Genomic DNA, 21867 nt, shown 5'->3' on the forward strand with positions numbered 1-21867 from the left:
TAATGTGTTTGCCTTTTGTGTTATAATGTTCTTGCATCTCTTGGTATCCTTTTTTTGTAGTTACTAAAAGTATATCCTATGAGATGCTTTTTTTGTACTACTGGCTAACTTAATTATATAATTTACTTATCTTTAAAATTTTTATTTGACTATTTTATAATTTAATGTTAGAATTAGTATTAAAAAATTTAATAAAAGATGTTTGAGAGATCCATCTATAAAAAAAACTAGCTAAACACTAGCCTCTCATATTCTAGTGTTTTTTTGTTTTTATTCTTGAACATTGTAAGGAGGATAAATGAGAAATAATAAAGTTAAAATTTTAACACTGCAAGCCTTAATAGCCGCCATATATGTAGTGCTGACAGTATCTAATCTTAGTTTTTCTTATGGAGCTATACAGTTTAGATACAGTGAATCTTTAGCCCAATTAGTAGTATTCAGTCCACTGTTTTGGGTGCCGATTACTTTGGGTGTAGCTATTGCTAATTTTTTTAGTCCCTTAGGTCTTGTTGATGTATTTTTTGGAACCTTAGGAACAGGGCTTGCTTTAGCTTTAAGTATATTTATTTTTAAATTTATTAAAAATAGAATAGTTAGACACATTGTTAATATAGTAGTTTATTTAGGGGTATGTATGCCTATTATTGCTTATGAGATTGCAATATTTTCAGGAGAAAATTCAGCAAGAGTTGCTTTTGAATGGGATGTTTTTGTAGCAATATATGCTTCTTTACTTCTATCGCAATTCTTAGTTATGGGTTTTGGTATATTCATAACAGAAATTTTAAACAAGGCAGTAAACTTAGAAAAAATATTCAAATAAAATTTTTGTCAGCTAATATTTAATATTGGCTGTTTTCTTTGTGCCAAATTCTATTTATTAAGTAGTTTTTGTGTTATAATTTCTATATCGCAATTTATGGAGTAAGGAGTATGAAAAAATATTTTTATAAGTATGACGAAAATTTAATAAAGTTTTTAGGATATAAAGATTTAGTTTGTAAATATTCTCTTGATAATGATAATATTAATGAAGCAATTTATTTTGCTACTTCGTCTTTAGATAAGCACATAAAAGCTTTTTTTAATGTTAAGTTATCTTCTAAAGAAATATTATTAGGAGATTTTTTTAGTTTTGAGTATTACTCGCTTTTTTTAAATGATTTGAGTAAATTGAGTTTGCTTTCTTCTGTAATGAAAAAAAATTATCTTTTATTACTTAAAAAAGATATTTCTAACTTAGAAATTATTGATTTAGCTATTAGTCTACCAAGTTTATTATTTTGTTTATATAATAAGGAATTTAGCTTTGATGAAAAAGTATTTTTTTTAAGAAATTTTTATGATTGTTATAAAGAATATTTATCAGATTTATTAAAAAGAGAAGTGCAGCTTCAAACATTGATAGAGGAGTTTAATTTCTTGCATGCTTAATAATTATGAATTAGAAATAAAGAAAACAAAAAAATTAATAGTAAACTTAGTTTCTTGTGATGATGAGAAAATAAATGAAATTATCCAGTCTTATTTTTCTTCTGGTGGCAAGGGTATTAGGTTGATTTTAGCTCTTGTTTGTTCAGCTCTAGGAGATAATAAAAAATATAGTGCTGATATACGCCATATAGCTGCCATATTAGAGATAATTCATACAACGACATTAATTCATGATGATATTATAGACGGTGCAAGTGAACGCAGGGGGCGTGCTACTTTAAATAATATTTATGGCAACAATACAGCCTTGTTTATCGGGGACTATTTGTTTGCCCTTGTCCTAAATGAAGTAGCTAAGATAAAAAATGGAAGAGTTCATACTTATTTATCAGAAACTTTAAAACAAATTTGTAATGGTGAAATTATCCAGTATGAAGACTTGTATAATATTGATACAAGAGAACTTGATTACTTGAAAAAAATAAAAAGAAAAACTGCCATTCTTATAGCTTGTTCTTGTGCCTTGGGTTCAATATCTTCTGGTGCAATTGATGAGTATGTAGAAAAAAGTTACAAGTTCGGCTATTATCTGGGTATGAGTTATCAAATTATGGACGATTATCTTGATTTTGTAGCAGATGAAAAGGTGCTTGGTAAAGATACGGGACAGGATCTTATGAGTGGTAACATAACACTGCCCATAATTTTTAAAATAAAAAAAGATAGAAAAAAATTTTTGGGATATAAAAATTTTACGGAAATTGAAAAATTAAATCTCATTTCTGAATTAAAGGCTGATAAAGAAATTTTATCAAAAGTAAAATTAATAAGTGATAGATATTTAACTAAGGCAAAACTGATGCTAGAAAAGTTTCCAAAAAATGTCAGAGAAGATTTATTATTTATTGTAGCTAGTTTAGCAAATAGAAATTATTAAAAGAGGAGCAGAATATGGATATAGAACAATTTTTAAAAGAATATGAAAATATAGATATTAATTTTTTAGAAAGAGGGCAATTAGAAGTTTTTAGGGAGATATTTTTTGAACATGGAATGCTAGACAAGGCACTAGAAGTATCTGAAGTAATATATGAAAATAATAAGGAAGATGAGGGTGCCATAGTAAGCTATGTAGATAATTTAATGCACCTTGGGAAAAAAGATGAAGCCCTAATGGTTTTGTTTAATGCAGAAAAAACTGCCCAAATACTATTGCTTGAAGGTCTTATTTACAAGTATGATTTCTTATTTGATGTAGCAGAAGAAAAATTTAAACAAGCAAAATTATTAGTTAAAGATGATGAAGATTTAAAAGCTCTTATTGATGTAGAACTTGCTAATGTTTACGTTGAAGTTGGTCGTGGTGATGATGCCTTAGAACTTAGCTACAAGATGTTTAATGAAAATAATAATATTGATAATTTTATAGAAGTTACTAATAATCTTTTATCTTTAGGAAAATTTGAAGATGTAGTAGATTTTTATAATCAATATGGAATAGAATATGAGGATGCAGAAATTTATTTTTCTTTGGCATACGCCCATAACCAATTAAAAGATTTGGATAAATCAAAAGAATTTTTACTAAAAAGGGTAGCCTTGGATAATGAAAATCTTGATGCTTATATGCACCTTGGTTTTATGAGTAAGGGACAAGAAGCTATTAAGTATTTAGAAAAATATTTAGACTTACAAGGATTGTCAAAAAATGTCTACATTCAACTAACTTCTCTTTATAAGCAAGAGAAAAGATACAATGATATTAGAACAATGGTAAAAGAAATTTTAACGATTATGGGAATTGATAATGACAGTCTGTATATTGCAATTAATGCCCTAAAAGAACTTTACGAAGCAGAAAAAGTATTTGAAATTTATCAGGGGTATGACATAATTAAAGAAGATTCGTCTCTTCTAGCCCTAGCCTTATTAGCACTTTCTGAAGAAGAAGACTATGCAGATTTTGTCGAAAAAGAAATAAAAAAGCATAGACCTTTCTTGTATAATGAAGCTACTTATCCTGAAATTTTAAGTAATGTTTACGAATTAACTGCTAGTGCAACAATAAAAAGATACTTGCATGATGTTTTAGCTGAACAAGCGATGAATAGTAGTTATGAAAATTTTAATAACAATCATACAAATTCAGCTTGTAGTTGTGATGGTGAAAATTGCGACGAATGTGATTGTGATAGTTGTAAATAAAAAAGTGCGTGAAATAAAAATCACGCACTTTTTATGTTAAATTATATTAATATTGCAGTAAACAGACTATAATGATATACTTAGAAAAAATATGTAAAGTGAGAACTATATGAAAATTAAAAAATATATTTTGGCAAGTTTATCCTTGATTGCCACATATTTATATCAAAATAAATTTGTCAAAAAAAATAGTTTTAAAATAAATAATTCAAAAATCCCTCCTTCATTTAGAGGTTTTAAAATAATTCAGTTATCAGATATTCACTGCGACAAAATAGGTTTTTCAGACCAAATATTTTTTGACAATATAAGAAAAGAAAAAGCAGACCTTATTTTTATTACTGGCGACATATTGGATAGTTATAGAAATAATTCTGCCACAGCTTACAATATACTATCCCAGTTAGTAGATATGGCAGATTGCTATTTTGTTTCTGGCAATCATGAACTTAGACTTGGTGATGAATACGAAAACTTAAAAAAAGTCTTGGATAAGCTAGGAATAAAAAATATTTCTAACAGAAAAGTAAGTCTAAAAAGAGGCAATGATAAAATTATAATTTCTGGAATAGAAGATTTTAATTATTTCTTGGTTGATGATTATAAAAATTATTATGCAAATCACAGGAATACACTTTTAGCAAATTATGATTCTGGAGAATTTAATATTTTACTAGCTCACAGACCGGAAAAATTATATATCTATTCAGAAGTAGGTTTTGATTTGGTCTTTTCTGGACATGCTCATGGTGGACAGTGGAATATTCCTTTTGTGGGTAGAATATTTTCTCCAAGTCAAGGATTTTTTCCAAAATATACGCATGGAATTTATAAAGAAAAAAACACTTCTATGATAGTTTCACAGGGGCTGGGGAATAGTTCTTTTCCAATGAGAATAAATAATAATCTTGAATATATAGTTGTAGAATTAGATAATAATTAAATTAATTATATTTATTTACTTTTAAAAGTAGTATTTGAAAAAAAAATATAGTATAATTGTATGGTATTTATAAAAATGGAGAGAAGATATGGGTAACAATACTGATAAAAATCAATATTCGAGATTATCACGAGTTGAAAAAGTTGTAGAAGAAAATAAAAAGAAAAGAAAAAGATGGAGAAGAATATTATATACATTTCTCTTTTTACTTGTAGCTACTAGTGGTTTTCTTATTTACACTTGGGGTAATTTTTCAAGTAATGTAAAACAAGGTTTTAAACATTCGGAAAATACAGAGCAGGTTGACCCTAATTTTAAAAAGTTTTCATTGTTAATAATGGGGATAGATGAAAATGATTCTAGGGCTGCAGAAGGGCAAACTAGAGAAAATAGTAGAACAGACTCTCTAGTTTTATTAACTGTCAATAAGGATAAAAATAGAATGGATATGGTAAGTATACCTAGAGATTCTTTTACTCTTATGAGAAATTCGTCTGATAAAAATGATCCCTCAGCCTATTTCTTTGATAAGATAACTCATGCCCATGTTTATGGGGGTAGCGATGGGACAATAGAAGCGGTGAGTAATTTACTTAATGTTCCTATCAATTTTTATGTCGTTGTAAATTTTAAAGCCTTTGAACAAGTTGTAGACTCTTTGGGTGGTGTAAAATTATATGTTCCCTTTGATATGGTGGAGCAAAATTCTAACGGAGAACAGGGGACTATTCATTTAAAACAGGGTTGGCATAATTTGAAAGGAGAAGAAGCTCTAGCTTTTGCTCGTACTAGATACCATGACAGTGACATCGAAAGAGGTCAAAGACAACTTCAAATAATTCATGCAATTATAGACAAGGCTAAGAGTTTAAATGCTCTGGCAAAAGTTAATGAATTGATTTCAATAGGTGGAGATAATGTTACTCACAACATGACAACAAGTCAGATAACATCTGCTGTATCAATGTTTGCTACTAATAATATAAATATAGTATCACATAGAATAGGTGGATATGACGCAAACATGGCAGGAGTTTACTATTATTATCCAAAACCATCTCATCTACTTTATGTATCTTCAGTTTTAAATAATACCTTGGACAATAATTTACCAATGGCTAATGATTTAATAAATATTCACTATCAAGGATATATAGTTCCTTTAATAAAAAAGTATGAAAAATCAACTGTTAAACCAGCTGCTAACTTTTACAGACCAGCTAATTATGTTAATCTAGCGGCAGAGGATTTATTGCAGTATTTACCAAAACAATTAACTATTCAAGACTTAGCTAATGACCCTACTATAAGTAATGAGAATAGGCCTAAAGAAGATACTAGCAAAGAAAAATCTGACAAGAAACAGTAATAATTCTTATATTAGAAAGGTATTTTACAATGCAACATAGCTTTATAAATGTTCATACAAAATCTAAAGTAGCTCTTGAAACTGAAAAATATCTTATCCACAGAAGAATAAAATCAAAATTATCTTACAGTGATAACTATTTAGAAATAAAAGAAATTCCTAAAAATGAAGATGAGCTAGCTTACTATATAGATGCTTGCAGAGAATTTTTTAGGGATAAGAGTGTAAATTTTATTAATTTAGCTCTGCCAGAAAATACAGAGTTAGATAAAAAATTAGTAAAATTTTTAAAAAATAATGGTTACACTAACACCGAATTTGATTTATATAGGCTAGATGTTGAAAAAATAAAAATTATTGATGCTGATAACTTAAATATTTCAGTTTTAGAAAAGGCTGATTATCCAGAATATATTGATTTTAACTACAAAATAGACTTAGAGTTTGCCAATGAAGAGTGGGCAAATCACAACAAAGAATCCATATACGAAGATATAAGAAATGAAGAAATAGTTCAGTTAATAGCTAAGGAAAATAATAAAATTATTGCTTCTGTAAATATTATTTTAAATGATAATTATTTAGAAGTTGATAATTTATATGTAGCAGAAAAATATAGAAAAAAAGGTATTGCTAGTGGGTTAATACATCGTGCAATAAAAATATTTAATAAAAAATATATAATTTTAATAGCAGATTCTTACGACACACCAAAGTATATGTACGAAAAAATGGGGTTTGAGCATATATCTTCTAAGATATATTTTTTAAAAAGCGAACTTTAGAGAGTGGATTTAAAAATTCACTCTTTTTTTAATGTTAATTATTCGTTTTTCTATTTAATACTTAATATTTTTTTGTATATTGCAAACATTAATAGAACTTGTTATAATAAAAAGTGATATTTATATAAAATTTAGGAGGTCAATTTATATGACTACAATAGTAATAGTTGGTTCACAATGGGGAGATGAAGGGAAAGGGAAAATTACTGATTTTCTTGCAGAAAAGGCTGATGTGATTGCTCGTTATCAGGGAGGGAATAATGCAGGGCATACCATAAAATTTGATGGTAAGACTTATAAACTTCAGTTGATACCTTCAGGAATATTTAACGAAGACAAGTTATCAATTATCGGAAATGGTCTTGTTGTTGACCCTAAATGGCTGTGCGGAGAAATTGATAAACTTAAAGAAACTGGAGTAACTTGTAAGGGATTAAGAATATCTAACAGAGTACATGTAGTTTTACCTTATCATTTAAAATTAGATGAAGTCGAAGAATTAAGACGTGGTGACTCTAAAATTGGAACAACTAAAAAAGGTATAGGACCAACTTATGTAGACAAATATAAACGCTGTGGAATTAGAATAGCAGACTTATTAGATGCAGATTTGTTCAGAAAAAAATTAGAACAAAACTTGTTAGAAAAAAATGAAGTCTTTGAAAAAATTTACGGAGTAGAAGGTTTTACAGTCGAAGAAATTTTTGATGAATACTTTGAATACGGAAAAAAATTATCTGAGTATGTTACGGATACAGCTAAAGTATTAGAAGATGCACAAAAATCTAATAAAAACATCTTGTTTGAGGGAGCACAAGGTGTAATGCTTGATATTGACCACGGGACTTACCCTTATGTAACTTCATCAAATCCGAGTGCTGGTGGAATTACTGTTGGCAATGGTTTTGTCCCAACAAATGGATTTAAAGTCTTAGGTATATGTAAAGCCTACACTTCACGAGTAGGTGATGGACCTTTCCCAACAGAATTATTTGATGAAATAGGAGATACAATTAGAGAAGTTGGTAATGAATACGGAACAGTTACAAGACGACCAAGACGCATAGGTTGGTTTGATACTGTGGTTATGCGTCATTCTGCACGTGTATCAGGTATGACTAACTTGTCAGTAAATTGCTTAGATGTTCTTAGTGGTTTGAAAGAATTAAAAATTTGTACAGCCTATGACTTTAACGGAGAACTTTTAAAAGAATATCCAGCTAGTGAAAATATTATAAAAGACTGCAAGCCAGTTTACGAAATTTTACCAGGATTTGATGAGGATATTACAGGAGTAACATCATTAGAAGAATTACCAGAAAATGCTCGCAAATACCTAAAACGCATAGAAGAATTAGTTGGCGTTAAAATTTCAGTATTTTCTACTGGACCAGATAGAACACAAACTCACTTATTAGAAGACTTGTGGAAATAAAAAAATTATTTTACTTTAAAAATTTTCAAGAAAAATTATTTTATGGTTAAAATAAAAACTTATTAAAAAATAATTACTTAAAATTTGAGATTATGAAATTAAAGCAGAAGAAAACTTCTGCTTTTTATTTTGTTTAAATTTTACAAAATTATTATAAGAAGTAAAATTTTAAAAGTTTATGTTAAAAAAATAATTATTATGTATTTAAATAAAATTTAATTATTAAAAAAATTATTTTAAAAAATATTTTGCAAATGAAATTAAAAATAACTTGACATTGTAATAGAAATAGTGTATATTATCTAAAGTCAGTTTAAAATGTACCTAAGACAGTAGGGAACGAAAGTTTTAATAATCCTACCGAGGACGATAATAAAAAGAGTATTATGTTATGCCTTTTTGTGTGTTCTCGCATGCAGAAAGGTTCTTTTATTGGTACAATGAGATTGATAAATCTAATTAGGAGGAAATTCAATGTCAAAAGCTATTGAGAGAAAACAAGAACTTGTAAACCAAATTGCAGAAGAAATTAAAGCAAGTTCATCAATCGTTATCGCTGATTATCGTGGTCTCAATGTTGCTGAAGTAACAGAACTACGTAACAATATGCGTAACGAAGGGTTAACATTTAAAGTTTACAAAAACTCATTAGTACGTCGAGCTATGGAACAAGCAGGAATTGAGGGGTTAAATGAAGTATTAACTGGACCAAATGCCATTGCTTTTTCAAGTGAAGATGTAGTTGCACCAGCCAGAGTTCTGAATGATTTTGCTAAAAATCATGAAAACCTTGAATTAAAAGCAGGTGTAATTGAAGGTAAAGTAGCTTTGTTAGATGAAGTTAAAGCTATCGCAACATTACCAAGCAAGGAAGGATTACTTTCTATGCTATTATCTGTATTAACAGCACCAATGAGAAATACTGCTTTAGCAGTTAAGGCTGTTGCAGACCAAAAAGCTGAACAAGAAGCTTAATAAAAAATAAAAATTACTTATACACAATCGGAGGAAAATTATAATGACTAAAGAACAAATTTTAGAAGCTATCAAAGCTATGTCAGTTTTAGAGTTAAACGACCTAGTAAAAGCAATTGAAGAAGAGTTTGGAGTAACTGCGGCTGCACCTGTAGCTGTTGTAGCTGGTGCTGGAGTTGCTGATGTAGAAGAAAAAACTGAATTTGATGTAGTATTAGTTGCTACTGGAGACCAAAAAATTAAAGTAATCAAAGTTGTTCGTGAAATCACTGGCGACGGGCTAAAAGAAGCTAAAGAAAAAGTTGACGGTGCACCATCAACTCTTAAAGAAGGAGTTTCTAAAGAAGAAGCAGAAGAAATTAAAGCTAAATTAGAAGAAGTTGGAGCTTCAGTAGAAGTTAAATAATTGAATTTTAACTAAAAACTAATTAGATAGATGTAAAAATAACAAATATTCATTAGAATGTATTTAGATGATAATAATATATAGTATATCTCAGATTAGCTCAGCTAAGCAGAGATATACTTTTTTAATTTATGTAGGTGATAATATATGGAACATTATTATACAAATAATCCTAATTCAAAAAGTAAGGAGCAAATAATAAGAGGATTTATCAAGGAAAAAGAATATAAATTTATAACGGATAATGGCGTATTTTCTAAAAATGGTGTTGATTTTGGAACGAGAACTTTGCTAGAAAATTTTAGTAGCCAAAAAACTAGTGCAAAAGTTTGTGATTTGGGTTGTGGTTACGGAGTAGTATCTGTATTTTTAGCTGATAACTACAAAAATTTTTCTTTTACCATGATAGATATAAATAAAAGAAGTTTAGAATTATCTGATAAAAATTTGAAATTAAATAAGGTTGAAAATCAAGTAAAATTAATAGAAAATGATGTTCTTGATAATATAGAAGAAAGTTTTGATATAATTTTAAGCAATCCGCCAATAAGAGCAGGCAAGGAAGTAGTGCATAAAATAATGAAACAAAGTTTTGAATTTCTTAATACTGATGGAGAGTTGTGGGTAGTCATTCAAAAAAAACAAGGTATGGCAAGTTGTAAAAAATTATTAGAAAATTTATTTAAAGACGTTAAAATTGTTTCTAGAAACAAGGGATATTATATCCTAAAATCAATAAAATAAATTGACTTTAAAAATAAATTATGATAATATGATATATTGCAAGTAATTTATTTAAAATTATGAATGAATTATTAAAATTTGTATAAAAAACTATATTTACAGCATTTTATACAAACTTAAAAATCAATGTTATAAAAAATATCGAGGGGTGACACAGTTGCAAAAAGTTAAATTTGGTAAACATAGAGAAAGACGTAGTTATGCAAAAATTTCAGAAGCTATAGACCTACCAGACTTAATAGAAATTCAAACTTCGTCTTACGAGAAATTTTTAGAAACTGGGCTTAAAGAAGTTTTTAGAGATGTTTCTCCTATCGAAGGAAATAATGAAAAATTAAGTTTAGAGTTTATTGACTATAAATTAGGAACTCCTAAATACGATATAGACAAAGCAAAAGAACGTGACGTTACATACGCAGCTCCATTAAGAGTTAAAGTTAGGTTGCTAAACAAAGAAACAGGCGAAATAAAAGAACAAGAAGTGTTTATGGGAGAATTACCCCTTATGACAGATACTGGTACTTTTATTATCAATGGAGCAGAACGTGTTATAGTTTCACAATTAGTACGTTCACCATCAGTTTATTTTACTGAAGATGAAAAACTAAAAGTAAAAAATATTTCTAATGCTTATAAAACAACTGTTATACCTAACCGTGGGGCTTGGTTAGAGTTTGAAAAAGATATTAAGGGATTAGCATTTGCTAGAATAGACAGAACTAGAAAAATACCTTTAACAACACTAATTAGAGCATTAGGTTTTAATACTGATGAAGAAATTATCAGTTTATTCGGTGAAGATGATGAATTACTAAATACGCTTGAAAAAGATGAAAATAGAGATACAGCAACTGCATTAAAAGTCATTTATGATAAATTAAGACCAGGAGAACCTACAAATGTAGAAACAGCTAAAGCGACACTATATGCACGTTTCTTCGACGCTCGCAGATACGACTTAGCAAAAGTTGGACGTTATAAATTAAACAATAAGCTAAATGTATCAGAAAGATTAGAAAATCAAGTTTTAGTTGAACCAATAGTTGATACTGAAACAGGGGAAGTATTAGTAGAAAAAGGTATAAAATTAACAAGAGCAATATTGGATAGTATAAGTAATGAATTAGTGACGACAGCAAATGTTAAAGAGTACTATATGAAAGAAAGTTTGGACGGCAAAGATACTTTGAGAATACAATTATTCAAAGTAGTAAATGCTGTAAAAGCTGGAAGTAATTATAAGATTGACGAATTAACTAATGACCAAGTCTTACACATAGTAGGTAATGCCAGCCCTGATAAAGATTTAATGACGCTGTCAATAGCTGATATTATTGCAATTATAAACTATTATTTACTATTAATAAGAAATAGAAGAAATAGTGATGGTTTTGAATTTGAGTTGATCGGTAATGTTGATGATATTGACCACTTGGGTAATCGTCGTTTGCGTTGTATAGGAGAATTATTACAAAATCAAATTCGTGTAGGTATTACTCGTATGGAAAGAGTAGTTCGTGAAAGAATGTCTATCCAAGATTCAGAGGAAATAACACCGCAACAACTTATTAATGTTCGTCCTGTAACAGCAATAATTAAAGAATTTTTTGGTAGTTCTCAATTATCACAATTTATGGACCAAACAAATCCTTTATCAGAATTAACGCATAAACGTCGTCTTTCTGCTCTAGGACCTGGTGGTCTAACTCGTGAGAGAGCGGGTATGGAAGTCCGTGACGTTCACTATTCACATTATGGTCGTATGTGTCCTATCGAAACACCAGAGGGACCAAACATAGGTCTAATCAACTCACTTTCTTCATTTGCAAGAATTAATGAGTTTGGTTTTATAATGACACCATATCGAAAAGTAGAATTTGATAAAAAAGGAAGACCTTATGTAACAGAAGAAGTTTCTTATTTAACAGCAGACCAAGAAGATAAATACGTGGTAGCTCAATCAAATTCAAATGTCGATAAAAAAGGGTACTTCTTAGATGATGAAGTAGTTTGTAGATTCCGTGGGGATAATACGATTAAACCAAAAGAAATGATGAATTATATGGACGTATCTCCAAAACAAGTTGTGTCTGTGGCAACTGCCTGTATACCATTTTTAGAAAATGACGACTCTAACCGTGCCTTAATGGGTGCCAACATGCAGCGTCAAGCAGTGCCTTTGATGACAACAGAAGCACCATTTGTTGGTACTGGTATGGAGCATGTATCAGCTAGAGATTCAGGAGCAGCCGTAGTAGCAAAATATCCTGGGATTGTTGAATATGTAGATGCAACAAAAATTAAAGTAAAAAGAATTGAAATGTTAGATGGAGAAGAACTTTTAGGTAATGTTGATACTTATCAAGTTCATAAGTTTGCACGTTCAAACCACTCTACATCTTATAACCAAAAACCTATTGTTAAAGTTGGATATAGGGTTGATGTAAAAGATATTCTTGCTGACGGTCCATCTATGGACAAGGGAGAATTAGCCCTAGGTAAAAATCTAGTAGTAGCCTTTGTCAACTGGGACGGTTATAATTATGAAGATGCCGTTATTATGAGTGAAAGACTTGTAAAAGATGATGTGTATACATCTATTCACTTGGAAGAATATGAAACAGAAACTCGTGATACTAAATTAGGTTCTGAAGAAATTACTCGTGAAATACCGAATGTTGGAGAAAATGCCCTTAAAAATCTTGATTCAAGGGGGATAATTCGCATTGGAGCTGAAGTAAAAGATGGAGATATTTTAGTAGGTAAGGTGACTCCTAAAGGGGTAACTGACCAAACACCAGAAGAGAAATTATTGTATGCAATATTTGGCGCTAAATCAAAAGAGGTAAGAGATACATCACTAAGAGTACCACATGGTGCTGATGGGGTAGTTGCAGATGTTAAAATATTCAGAAGAGAAGACGGAGCAGAACTAGCTAATGGTGTAAATGAATTAGTTAGAGTGTTTATCGTTCAAAAAAGAAAAATACGTGTCGGTGATAAAATGGCAGGTCGCCATGGGAATAAAGGGGTTATATCAAATATTTTACCAGAAGAAGATATGCCTTACTTACCAGATGGAACACCAGTAGATGTTATGTTAAATCCTCTAGGTGTACCTTCTCGTATGAATATCGGACAAGTATTAGAACTTCATTTAGGTATGGCTGCAAAGAAATTAGGAATACACGTTGCCACACCTGTTTTTGACGGAGCAAATGATGATGATGTTTGGTCAACTATTGCAGAAGCAGGTATGTCAAAAGATGCTAAAACAGTTCTTTATGACGGGCGAACAGGAGAACCATTTGATAGTCGTGTATCAGTTGGGGTAATGTATATGATTAAACTTGCCCACATGGTAGACGACAAACTACACGCACGATCAACGGGCCCTTACTCACTTGTAACTCAACAACCACTTGGAGGTAAAGCTCAATTTGGTGGACAAAGATTTGGGGAAATGGAGGTATGGGCATTAGAAGCATACGGTGCAGCCTACACACTTCAAGAAATATTAACTTACAAATCAGATGATACTAATGGACGAACAAAAACTTATGAAGCAATAGTAAAAGGTGAAAATATACCACGCCCTGGTGTTCCAGAATCATTTAGGGTTCTTATGAAAGAATTACAAGCACTAGGTATGGACTTTAGAGTTATGGATAGCAACGACAATGAAGTTGACCTTGCTCAAATGGAAATTGCAGATACTATTGAACATCATTCACACCGTAGCATAGAGGAAGTAGAAGAATCAGCTTCTAAAGAAGAAGAGATTGTGGAAAAAAAAGAAACTTTGGGCTTAGATGCACTACTAGCATCACTAACAAGTGATGAAGATGAATATGCGGATATAGAAAAAATCGAAGAAGACGAAAAAATCGAAGAAGACGAAAAAATCGAAGAAGACTTACAATAAAAACTATGCAAGAATTATTGTTATTAAATAATAAAGGAGGTAGGCTTCTTGATAGATGTAAATAATTTCTCATATATGAAAATCAGTCTAGCTTCTCCAGAGAAAATAAGATCATGGTCTTACGGAGAAGTTACAAAACCAGAAACTATAAATTATAGAACACTAAAACCAGAAAATTACGGTCTATTTTGTGAAAAAATATTCGGTCCTACTAAAGATTGGGAATGTGCCTGTGGAAAGTATAAAAGGGTAAGATATAAAAACATAAAATGTGATAAATGTGGTGTTGACGTTACTTTATCAAAAGTGCGTCGTGAAAGAATGGCTCACTTGGAACTAGCAGCACCTGTAAGTCATATTTGGTATTTCAAAGGCAGCCCAAGTAGAATGGGTCTATTACTGGACTTAACTCCTAGACAACTGGAAGAAGTAATTTATTTTGCTTCTTATATCGTTATCGATCCAGTAGAAACAAATTTATTAAAAAAACAAATTATCTCAGAGCGTGAAGTTCGTGAAACAAGAAGTAAGTACGGAGCTAATTCTTTTGTTGCAAAAATGGGAGCTGAAGCTATTCGTGACTTATTAGAGGAATTAGATTTAGAAAAAGAACTTAAAGATTTAAAAAATGAACTTAAAGAATTAAGTGATAGTAACTATAAATCAGGGCAAAAAGTTGTAAAACTTATTAAGCGTATAGAAGTTTTTGAAGCATTTAAAAATTCTGGTAACAAACCAGAATGGATGATAATGACTGCATTACCTGTTATACCGCCAGAAATTCGTCCTATGGTACAGTTAGACGGTGGTCGTTTTGCTACTTCTGATTTGAATGATTTGTATAGACGTGTTATTAACCGTAATAATCGTCTTAAAAAATTAATAGAATTAAATGCACCTGGCTTAATAGTGCAAAATGAAAAACGTATGTTACAAGAAGCAGTTGATGCTTTAATTGATAATGGCCGTAGAGGCCGTCCAGTAACAGGAGCAGGTAATAGAACTTTGAAATCATTATCTAATATGTTAAAAGGAAAACATGGTCGTTTTCGCCAAAATCTATTAGGTAAACGTGTTGACTACTCAGGTCGTTCTGTTATCGTAGTAGGACCAAATTTAAAAATGTACCAATGTGGACTTCCAAAAGAAATGGCTCTTGAATTATTTAAACCTTTTGTTATGAGAGAGTTAGTAAAACGTGAATTAGCTAATAATATAAAAAATGCTAAAACACAAATTGAAAAAATGGAAGATCACGTATGGGATATTTTAGAAGAGATAATTAAAGAGCATCCAGTTCTTCTTAACCGTGCACCGACTTTACACAGACTAGGTATTCAAGCATTTGAACCAATTTTGGTTGAGGGTCGTGCGATTAGGTTGCACCCACTTGTTACGACAGCATTCAACGCTGACTTTGATGGAGATCAAATGGCAGTACATGTACCTTTATCAAAAGAGGCACAAGCAGAAGCTAGAATGTTGATGTTAGCAGCACAAAACATCCTAAACCCTAAAGACGGGAAACCAGTAGTTACACCGTCTCAAGATATGGTATTAGGTAATTACTATCTAACACTTGAAAGACCAGGTGCAGTAGGGGAGGGTATGATCTTTAAAGATGCCAACGAAGCTAGTATGGCTTACCAAAATGGTTATATTCATCTACATTCAAGAATAGGTATATTTGCAAAATCTTTTAAAAATAAAAATTTCACTCAAGAGCAAAATAAAAAAATACTTATTACAACAATAGGTAAAGTAATATTTAATGAAATATTGCCAGAAGAATTTCCTTATTTGAATGAACCAACAAAGGAAAATCTTGAATTAGCATTACCTGACAAATACTTTATTTCAAGTAAAAAATTAAAAGACGGTGGTTTAAAAGAATTTATTTCTAAATTAGAACCAGTAACACCATTCAAAAAAGGTTTCTTATCAAAAATAATTTCTGAAATATTTAATATATTCCATATCACAGAAACATCTACCATGTTAGATAGAATGAAAGATTTAGGATTCAAATATTCTTCTCGAGCAGGTATAACTGTTGGGGTTAGTGACGTATTAGTACTACCTAACAAGTATGAAATTCTTGCCGTTTCACAAAAGAATGTTGATAAGATTATGAACCTATTTAAACGTGGTCTACTAACAGAAGAAGAAAGATACCAAAACATCATTGCACAGTGGGCAAAAGCAAAAGATATTATTCAAGATCAACTTATGGACTCACTTCCAGCAACGAATCCAATACACATGATGAGTGATTCGGGAGCTCGTGGTAACGCCTCAAACTTTACACAGTTGGCAGGTATGCGTGGACTTATGGCTTCACCATCTGGAAGAATTATGGAAATGCCAGTTCGTTCATCGTTTAAAGAAGGATTAACGGTATTAGAATACTTTATTTCTTCACACGGAGCGCGTAAAGGTCTTGCAGATACGGCACTTAAAACAGCCGACTCTGGATACCTAACTCGCCGTTTAGTAGACGTTGCTCAAGATGTAATTGTTCGAGAAAAAGATTGTGGAACATCAAGAGGACTAAAAGTTTCGTCACTTAAAAATGGAACAGATGAAATTGAATCGCTACAAGAACGTTTAGAAGGTCGCTATTCAAAAGAAAATGTTATTAATCCTGATACAGGAGAATTAATAGTAGCAGAAGGCGAAATGATTACTCTTGACAAAGCAAAAGCAATAGAAAATGCTAGTATTGAAAGTGTCTTAATACGTTCAGCCTTCACATGTAATAGCCGTCATGGTGTTTGTGAAAAATGTTACGGTAAAAATTTAGCTACTGGTGAAAAAGTAGAGGTTGGAGAGGCTGTTGGTACAATAGCTGCCCAATCTATCGGAGAGCCAGGAACACAGCTTACAATGCGTACTTTTCATACTGGAGGGGTTGCAGGAGCAGACATAACTCAAGGTTTACCCCGTATCCAAGAATTATTTGAAGCTAGAAATCCAAAAGGTAAAGCCCTAGTTTCAGAAATTGATGGATTAGTTACTAAAGTAGAAATTACTTTCAACCATGTTCGTAGAATATTTGTTGTTAGTGACTTAGAAGAAGAAAGAGAATATCAAGATTACGGTGCTAGTCGTCTTCTTGTTAAAGAAGGAGATAGAGTATCTCGTGGTCAAGTATTAACAGAAGGTTCTATTGAGCCAAAAGAACTATTAGCTATTGCAGGAATAGAAAGAGTACAAAGTTACTTATTAACAGAAGTACAAAAAGTATATAGGATGCAAGGGGTAGAAATAAGTGATAAACACGTTGAGGTAATGGTTCGTCAAATGCTTCGTAAAGTTAGAATTATCAATGCAGGGGATACAGACTTATTACCAGGTTCCTTAGTAGATATTCATAGATTTACAGATGAAAATTCTAAAATTTTAGCAAAACGTGGCACTATGGCTACTGCCAAACCTGTAATTTTAGGTATTACAAAAGCATCACTAGAAACAGAAAGTTTCTTGTCAGCAGCTTCATTCCAAGAAACAACTCGTGTACTAACAGATGCAGCAGTTAAAGGTAAAGAAGATAAACTGATGGGTCTAAAAGAAAATGTTATAATCGGAAAACTTATTCCAGCTGGAACAGGTATGATGCGTTATAATAATATTTCAATCGACCATTTAGCAAAAATAGAAGAAACAGAATTAGATTCAAAAGAAGAATCAGAAGTTTTTGTGGAATAAAAAATAAAACTGTTGACAAATATTATAAAAAAATGTACAATAACAGATATTGAATACGAAAGTAGAAGCACCAGTTTCTCACCTGCACTCGTTTAGGATGTTAGGTTAGTAATAATTTTAGAATTATTTAGGCTGGATGTATTATGTACATTCAGCCTTTTGTTTTTATAGTATTTGATGAATTATATAAATAGGAGGTGCTGGTCATTAGTAAAGATACTGCACAAATCAATGAAGGGATTAAAGCGAAGGAATTTCTTTTAATTAGTCAAAATGGGGAACAATTAGGAATTAAAACAAAGTCAGAAGCTATCGAAATCGCATCAAGAATGAATTTAGATGTTGTTATTGTTGCTCCTAACGCAAAAACTCCTGTTGCAAAAATAATGAATTATGGTAAATTCAAATTTGAGCAACAGAAAAAAGAAAAAGAAGCCCGTAAAAATCAAAAAATTATTACAGTAAAAGAAATTAGATTATCACCAACAATTGATAAACATGATTTTGATACTAAATTAAAAAATGCTAAAAAATTCTTAACAAAAGAAGATAAAGTTAAGGTAACTATTCGCTTTAAGGGTAGAGCAATCACCCACAAAGAAATTGGACAGAAAGTTTTAGAACAATTTTCTAATGAAGCTAGTGATGTAGCAACTGTCGAACAAAGGCCTAAAATGGATGGTCGCAGTATGTTTTTAGTCCTAGCACCAAAAAAAGATAAGTAAAGGTTTAATATAGGAGGAAATTGATAATGCCAAAAATGAAAACTCACCGTGGTTTAGCAAAACGTGTGAAAAGAACAGCAAGCGGAAAATTAAAAAGAAGCCGTGCATATACTTCTCACTGGTTTTCAAGAAAGACTACTAAACAAAAACGTCATCTGCGTAAAGCATCATTGGTATCTCGTGGTGATTACAAACGTATTAGAACTTTATTAGTAAAATAATATATTAGAGATAAAGTAAATTTAATTTATTTTATATATTCGTAAGGAGGAATTTGATATGCCACGTGTTAAAGGTGGAACAGTGACTCGTCGTCGCCGTAAAAAGATTTTAAAATTAGCTAAAGGATATTTTGGTTCAAAACATACATTATTTAAAGTTGCAAAACAACAAGTAATGAAATCTGGAATGTATGCTTTCCGTGACCGTCGTCAAACAAAACGTAATTTCAGAAGATTATGGATAGTTCGTATTAATGCAGCAGCTAGATTAAATGGAATTTCATACAGCCGTTTAATGAATGGATTAAAAGTTGCAGGAATTAACATTAACCGTAAAATGTTATCTGAAGTAGCTATTCACGATAGTGTAGCTTTTGCTAATCTTTGTGAACAAGCAAAATCAGCTTTGAATAAATAATAAAAAAATATGTCCCTGAAAATTAAACACAAAAAAGTGTTTGGTTTTTGGGGATATATTTTTTTATGGTAAGAAAAGAAAAAACAAACTATAAAACAAGAAAGTTAGCCTTATTTACAATAAAAGATTATGTATAATTTTAAATAATACAAGAATTATATTAAAAAGCATCATTCCTAGTAAAGTATGGTATGATGCTTTAATTAAAATATATTATAATTTAACTGTCTAATTTAAAGGAATATGTTCTTGGTTTGCTACATTTTATTCATAATATTTTATTATGGCTTGTGTTCCCTCATTATATTTTACTTCATCTTTTAGATAGTTATACATTTCATAAACTAATTCTAAACCTGGTAGAAGTAAATTTAATTTTTGACATTCTTCAAGAGCAAGTCGCATATCTTTGATAAAGTGATGAATGAAAAATCCTGGCTTATAATCTTCTTCTAATATTCTAGGACCATAAGAAGACATTGAAAAACTTCCTGCTGAACCAGTAGAAATAGTTTTTAAGAATAGGTCTGTATCTAAGCCAGTTTCTTTTGCAAATTTATAACTTTCTGCAAGCGAAATCATGGTAGTTGCTATGGCAATTTGGTTTCCAAGTTTTGCATATTGCCCCTTGCCAGTAGTCCCAAAATATTCTATTGTCTTGCAGAATGTTTGAATAAGTTTATAAACTTTTTCTTCAAATATTTTTTTATCTCCACCAACAAAAACTGTAAGTGTTCCATTTTTTGCTCCTATATCCCCACCAGTAACAGGAATATCAAATGTATGAGCATTTTTTTTCAAAAATTCTGCATTAATTTTTTCAGCTAGTGTCGGAGAAGAGGTTGTCATATCTATAAATATTTGATTTTCTTTTGCCTCGGTTATTAGTCCATTTTCTCCAAGATAGACTTCTTCTACATCTTTTGGATAACCAACCATTGTAAAAATAATATCTGCAAATTTTGGAGCGTCAGAAATTTTTTCTAATAAGATAGCTCCGTTTTTTACAACATTAGCACACTTACTTTGTGTTCTGTTGTAAACAAATACTTCATGATCTGCATTAAGTAGATGATTTACAAGACTTTCTCCCATAACACCAACACCAATCCATGCTATTTTCATATAAACTGCCTCCTAGTTTTTTATTATATCTTTATTTTATACTAAGTGGCTTATTTTGTAAATGAATACATTCTAATTTCTATTAACTTTTAAAAATAGTAGATATATGATATACTTAGCTTGTAAAAATAATTATATTTAGGAGATTCAAAATGACAAATCTTTATGATAAAGCAAATGAATTAGAACGTGCCTTGCGTGCTGATGAAAATTATAAGACTGTGGAAGGTGCTTTTGAAGCAGTAAAAGAGAATGCAGAATCTGATAAATTATACAAAGAATTTATTTCAGTGCAAGAAGAATTTATGACTTTAATGAATAAGGGAGAACAACCTTCAGAAGAAAAAACGACTAAATTCCAAGAGTTACAAGCTAAATTGTTAGCTGATGAAAAAGTTAATAATTTAATACAAGCACAACAACGTTTACAAATAACTTTAGATGATATAAATAAAATAATTTATAAACCATTGGAAGAATTATTTAATAAATATGAAAAATAATAACTATAACTTTTTAGTAACAGGTATTTTAGAAGAAGTTTATGGTTTAACAATTAAACACCTTGCACAGCAGTATGTGCAGGGTGCTACTTTTTGTTACGACAACAAAGAAATAGCTGATACAATAAATATAAGATTAGATTTTAATATAAACAAATATAAAATTCAATTATCTAGTGATTATAATAATTACACAAGTTATTCTCTAATAAAAAATTACAAAGATGGTAAATAGTTAAAAAGATTATTAAGTAAATAAATAGTTAAATTTTTTAATAAAGTATTTGATTATGTAAGTCCTTGGGGAATTTTAACAGGTATTAGACCAACAAAACTATTTCATATTCTTTATAAGGAAGATAAAAATTACGACGCGGTAAAGAAAATATTAAAAGAAGATTATCTGTTACTTGATGAAAGTATTTTGGCTTTAGAAAATATTTTTAAGTTGCAACTAGCAACCATACCCGACTTTTATCAAATTAATGACAATGAAGTGAGCATATATATAGGTATTCCTTTTTGTCCAACTAAATGTGCTTATTGCACATTTCCTGCCTATCAAATAAGGAAAAATGATGAGCGTATGCAACCTTTTTTAAATATGCTCTTTGAAGAAATTGATTTAGTTTTTGAAATTTTAACAGAAAAGAAAAAGTCTGTTACCAGCATATATTTTGGCGGAGGAACGCCAACAAGTTTAAGTGCAGAAGATTTGGAAAAAGTTTTGGTTAAGATATATGAAAAAATAGATTTATCAAAACTTCGTGAAATAACTGTTGAAGCAGGTAGACCAGATACCATAGATGAAGAAAAACTGGCTGTCTTAAAAAAATACAAGATAGATAGAATTAGCGTCAATCCTTAAAGTTTTAACGATACTACACTTAGGGCAATAGGAAGGATACATAGTGTTGAAGAAACTATAAAAAAATATCATCTA

20 protein-coding genes and 2 other annotated features are annotated in these 21867 nt (G+C 30.4%); of the genes, 19 read left to right on the top strand and 1 reads right to left on the bottom strand.

What is annotated here, in order from left to right; genetic code table 11:
* Positions 1 to 298 precede the first annotated feature (298 nt).
* From KMP12_RS05185 to rplT, 16 genes are all read left to right on the top strand, one after another.
* Positions 299 to 826 carry a QueT transporter family protein gene (locus KMP12_RS05185; RefSeq protein WP_215756678.1) on the top strand — a complete coding sequence of 176 codons (528 nt, stop codon included), beginning with the start codon at positions 299 to 301 and terminating at the stop codon, positions 824 to 826.
* Between the two features lie 110 nt (positions 827 to 936).
* Positions 937 to 1437, top strand: a complete 501-nt coding sequence (locus KMP12_RS05190; protein WP_215756679.1) for a hypothetical protein — start codon at positions 937 to 939, stop codon at positions 1435 to 1437.
* Positions 1430 to 2374: a polyprenyl synthetase family protein gene (locus KMP12_RS05195; protein WP_215756680.1), complete on the top strand. Its 945-nt coding sequence runs from the start codon at positions 1430 to 1432 to the stop codon at positions 2372 to 2374. Before KMP12_RS05190 ends, KMP12_RS05195 begins: the two co-directional genes overlap by 8 nt.
* Before the next feature lie 14 nt (positions 2375 to 2388).
* Positions 2389 to 3642, top strand: coding sequence for a tetratricopeptide repeat protein (locus tag KMP12_RS05200; protein ID WP_215756681.1), 1254 nt, complete (start codon positions 2389 to 2391; stop codon positions 3640 to 3642).
* Between the two features lie 109 nt (positions 3643 to 3751).
* Positions 3752 to 4585 (top strand): metallophosphoesterase, encoded by an 834-nt coding sequence (locus KMP12_RS05205; RefSeq protein WP_215756682.1) that lies wholly within the window; start codon positions 3752 to 3754, stop codon positions 4583 to 4585.
* An 88-nt stretch (positions 4586 to 4673) separates the two neighbouring features.
* Positions 4674 to 5954, top strand: coding sequence for an LCP family protein (locus KMP12_RS05210; RefSeq protein ID WP_215756683.1), 1281 nt, complete (start codon positions 4674 to 4676; stop codon positions 5952 to 5954).
* A 29-nt stretch (positions 5955 to 5983) separates the two neighbouring features.
* Positions 5984 to 6739, top strand: a complete 756-nt coding sequence (locus tag KMP12_RS05215) for a GNAT family N-acetyltransferase (protein WP_215756684.1) — start codon at positions 5984 to 5986, stop codon at positions 6737 to 6739.
* Positions 6740 to 6887: 148 nt separating this feature from the next.
* A complete protein-coding gene (locus KMP12_RS05220; RefSeq protein WP_215756685.1) occupies positions 6888 to 8174 on the top strand; it encodes an adenylosuccinate synthase in 1287 nt (428 codons plus the stop codon).
* A gap of 305 nt (positions 8175 to 8479) precedes the next feature.
* Positions 8480 to 8613: a sequence feature (ribosomal protein L10 leader region), on the top strand.
* Positions 8614 to 8648: 35 nt separating this feature from the next.
* Positions 8649 to 9149: a 50S ribosomal protein L10 gene (rplJ, locus tag KMP12_RS05225; RefSeq protein ID WP_215756686.1), complete on the top strand. Its 501-nt coding sequence runs from the start codon at positions 8649 to 8651 to the stop codon at positions 9147 to 9149.
* 43 nt (positions 9150 to 9192) lie between these two features.
* Positions 9193 to 9555, top strand: coding sequence for a 50S ribosomal protein L7/L12 (gene rplL, locus KMP12_RS05230; RefSeq protein ID WP_215756687.1), 363 nt, complete (start codon positions 9193 to 9195; stop codon positions 9553 to 9555).
* A gap of 147 nt (positions 9556 to 9702) precedes the next feature.
* Positions 9703 to 10299, top strand: a complete 597-nt coding sequence (locus tag KMP12_RS05235; protein ID WP_215756688.1) for a class I SAM-dependent methyltransferase — start codon at positions 9703 to 9705, stop codon at positions 10297 to 10299.
* A 157-nt stretch (positions 10300 to 10456) separates the two neighbouring features.
* Entirely contained in the window at positions 10457 to 14224 is a 3768-nt protein-coding gene (gene rpoB / locus KMP12_RS05240; RefSeq protein WP_215756689.1) for a DNA-directed RNA polymerase subunit beta, read from the top strand.
* A 48-nt stretch (positions 14225 to 14272) separates the two neighbouring features.
* Positions 14273 to 17932 (top strand): DNA-directed RNA polymerase subunit beta', encoded by a 3660-nt coding sequence (gene rpoC / locus KMP12_RS05245; RefSeq protein ID WP_215756690.1) that lies wholly within the window; start codon positions 14273 to 14275, stop codon positions 17930 to 17932.
* A gap of 53 nt (positions 17933 to 17985) precedes the next feature.
* Positions 17986 to 18101, top strand: a sequence feature (ribosomal protein L20 leader region).
* A 28-nt stretch (positions 18102 to 18129) separates the two neighbouring features.
* A complete protein-coding gene (gene infC / locus KMP12_RS05250) occupies positions 18130 to 18657 on the top strand; it encodes a translation initiation factor IF-3 (RefSeq protein WP_215756691.1) in 528 nt (175 codons plus the stop codon).
* Between the two features lie 26 nt (positions 18658 to 18683).
* Positions 18684 to 18878 carry a 50S ribosomal protein L35 gene (rpmI, locus tag KMP12_RS05255; RefSeq protein ID WP_215756692.1) on the top strand — a complete coding sequence of 65 codons (195 nt, stop codon included), beginning with the start codon at positions 18684 to 18686 and terminating at the stop codon, positions 18876 to 18878.
* Positions 18879 to 18936: 58 nt separating this feature from the next.
* Positions 18937 to 19296, top strand: a complete 360-nt coding sequence (gene rplT / locus KMP12_RS05260; RefSeq protein WP_215756693.1) for a 50S ribosomal protein L20 — start codon at positions 18937 to 18939, stop codon at positions 19294 to 19296.
* A 264-nt stretch (positions 19297 to 19560) separates the two neighbouring features.
* Here rplT and KMP12_RS05265 read toward each other — a convergent pair whose 3' ends face one another.
* Positions 19561 to 20421, bottom strand: a complete 861-nt coding sequence (locus tag KMP12_RS05265; protein WP_215756694.1) for an NAD(P)-dependent oxidoreductase — start codon at positions 20419 to 20421, stop codon at positions 19561 to 19563.
* 152 nt (positions 20422 to 20573) lie between these two features.
* Here KMP12_RS05265 and KMP12_RS05270 point away from each other — a divergent pair, with 152 nt between their 5' ends.
* The 3 genes from KMP12_RS05270 (at position 20574) to KMP12_RS05280 (ending at position 21792) form a co-directional block, all read left to right on the top strand.
* Positions 20574 to 20924: a YlbF family regulator gene (locus KMP12_RS05270; RefSeq protein WP_215756695.1), complete on the top strand. Its 351-nt coding sequence runs from the start codon at positions 20574 to 20576 to the stop codon at positions 20922 to 20924.
* Positions 20914 to 21159: a hypothetical protein gene (locus KMP12_RS05275; RefSeq protein ID WP_215756696.1), complete on the top strand. Its 246-nt coding sequence runs from the start codon at positions 20914 to 20916 to the stop codon at positions 21157 to 21159. Before KMP12_RS05270 ends, KMP12_RS05275 begins: the two co-directional genes overlap by 11 nt.
* A gap of 189 nt (positions 21160 to 21348) precedes the next feature.
* Complete coding sequence (locus KMP12_RS05280) at positions 21349 to 21792, top strand: radical SAM protein (protein WP_215756697.1); 444 nt, start codon at positions 21349 to 21351, stop codon at positions 21790 to 21792.
* Positions 21793 to 21867: the final 75 nt, after the last annotated feature.

This window comes from Gemella sp. zg-1178 (genome assembly GCF_018790995.1).
GTDB lineage: Bacteria > Bacillota > Bacilli > Staphylococcales > Gemellaceae > Gemelliphila.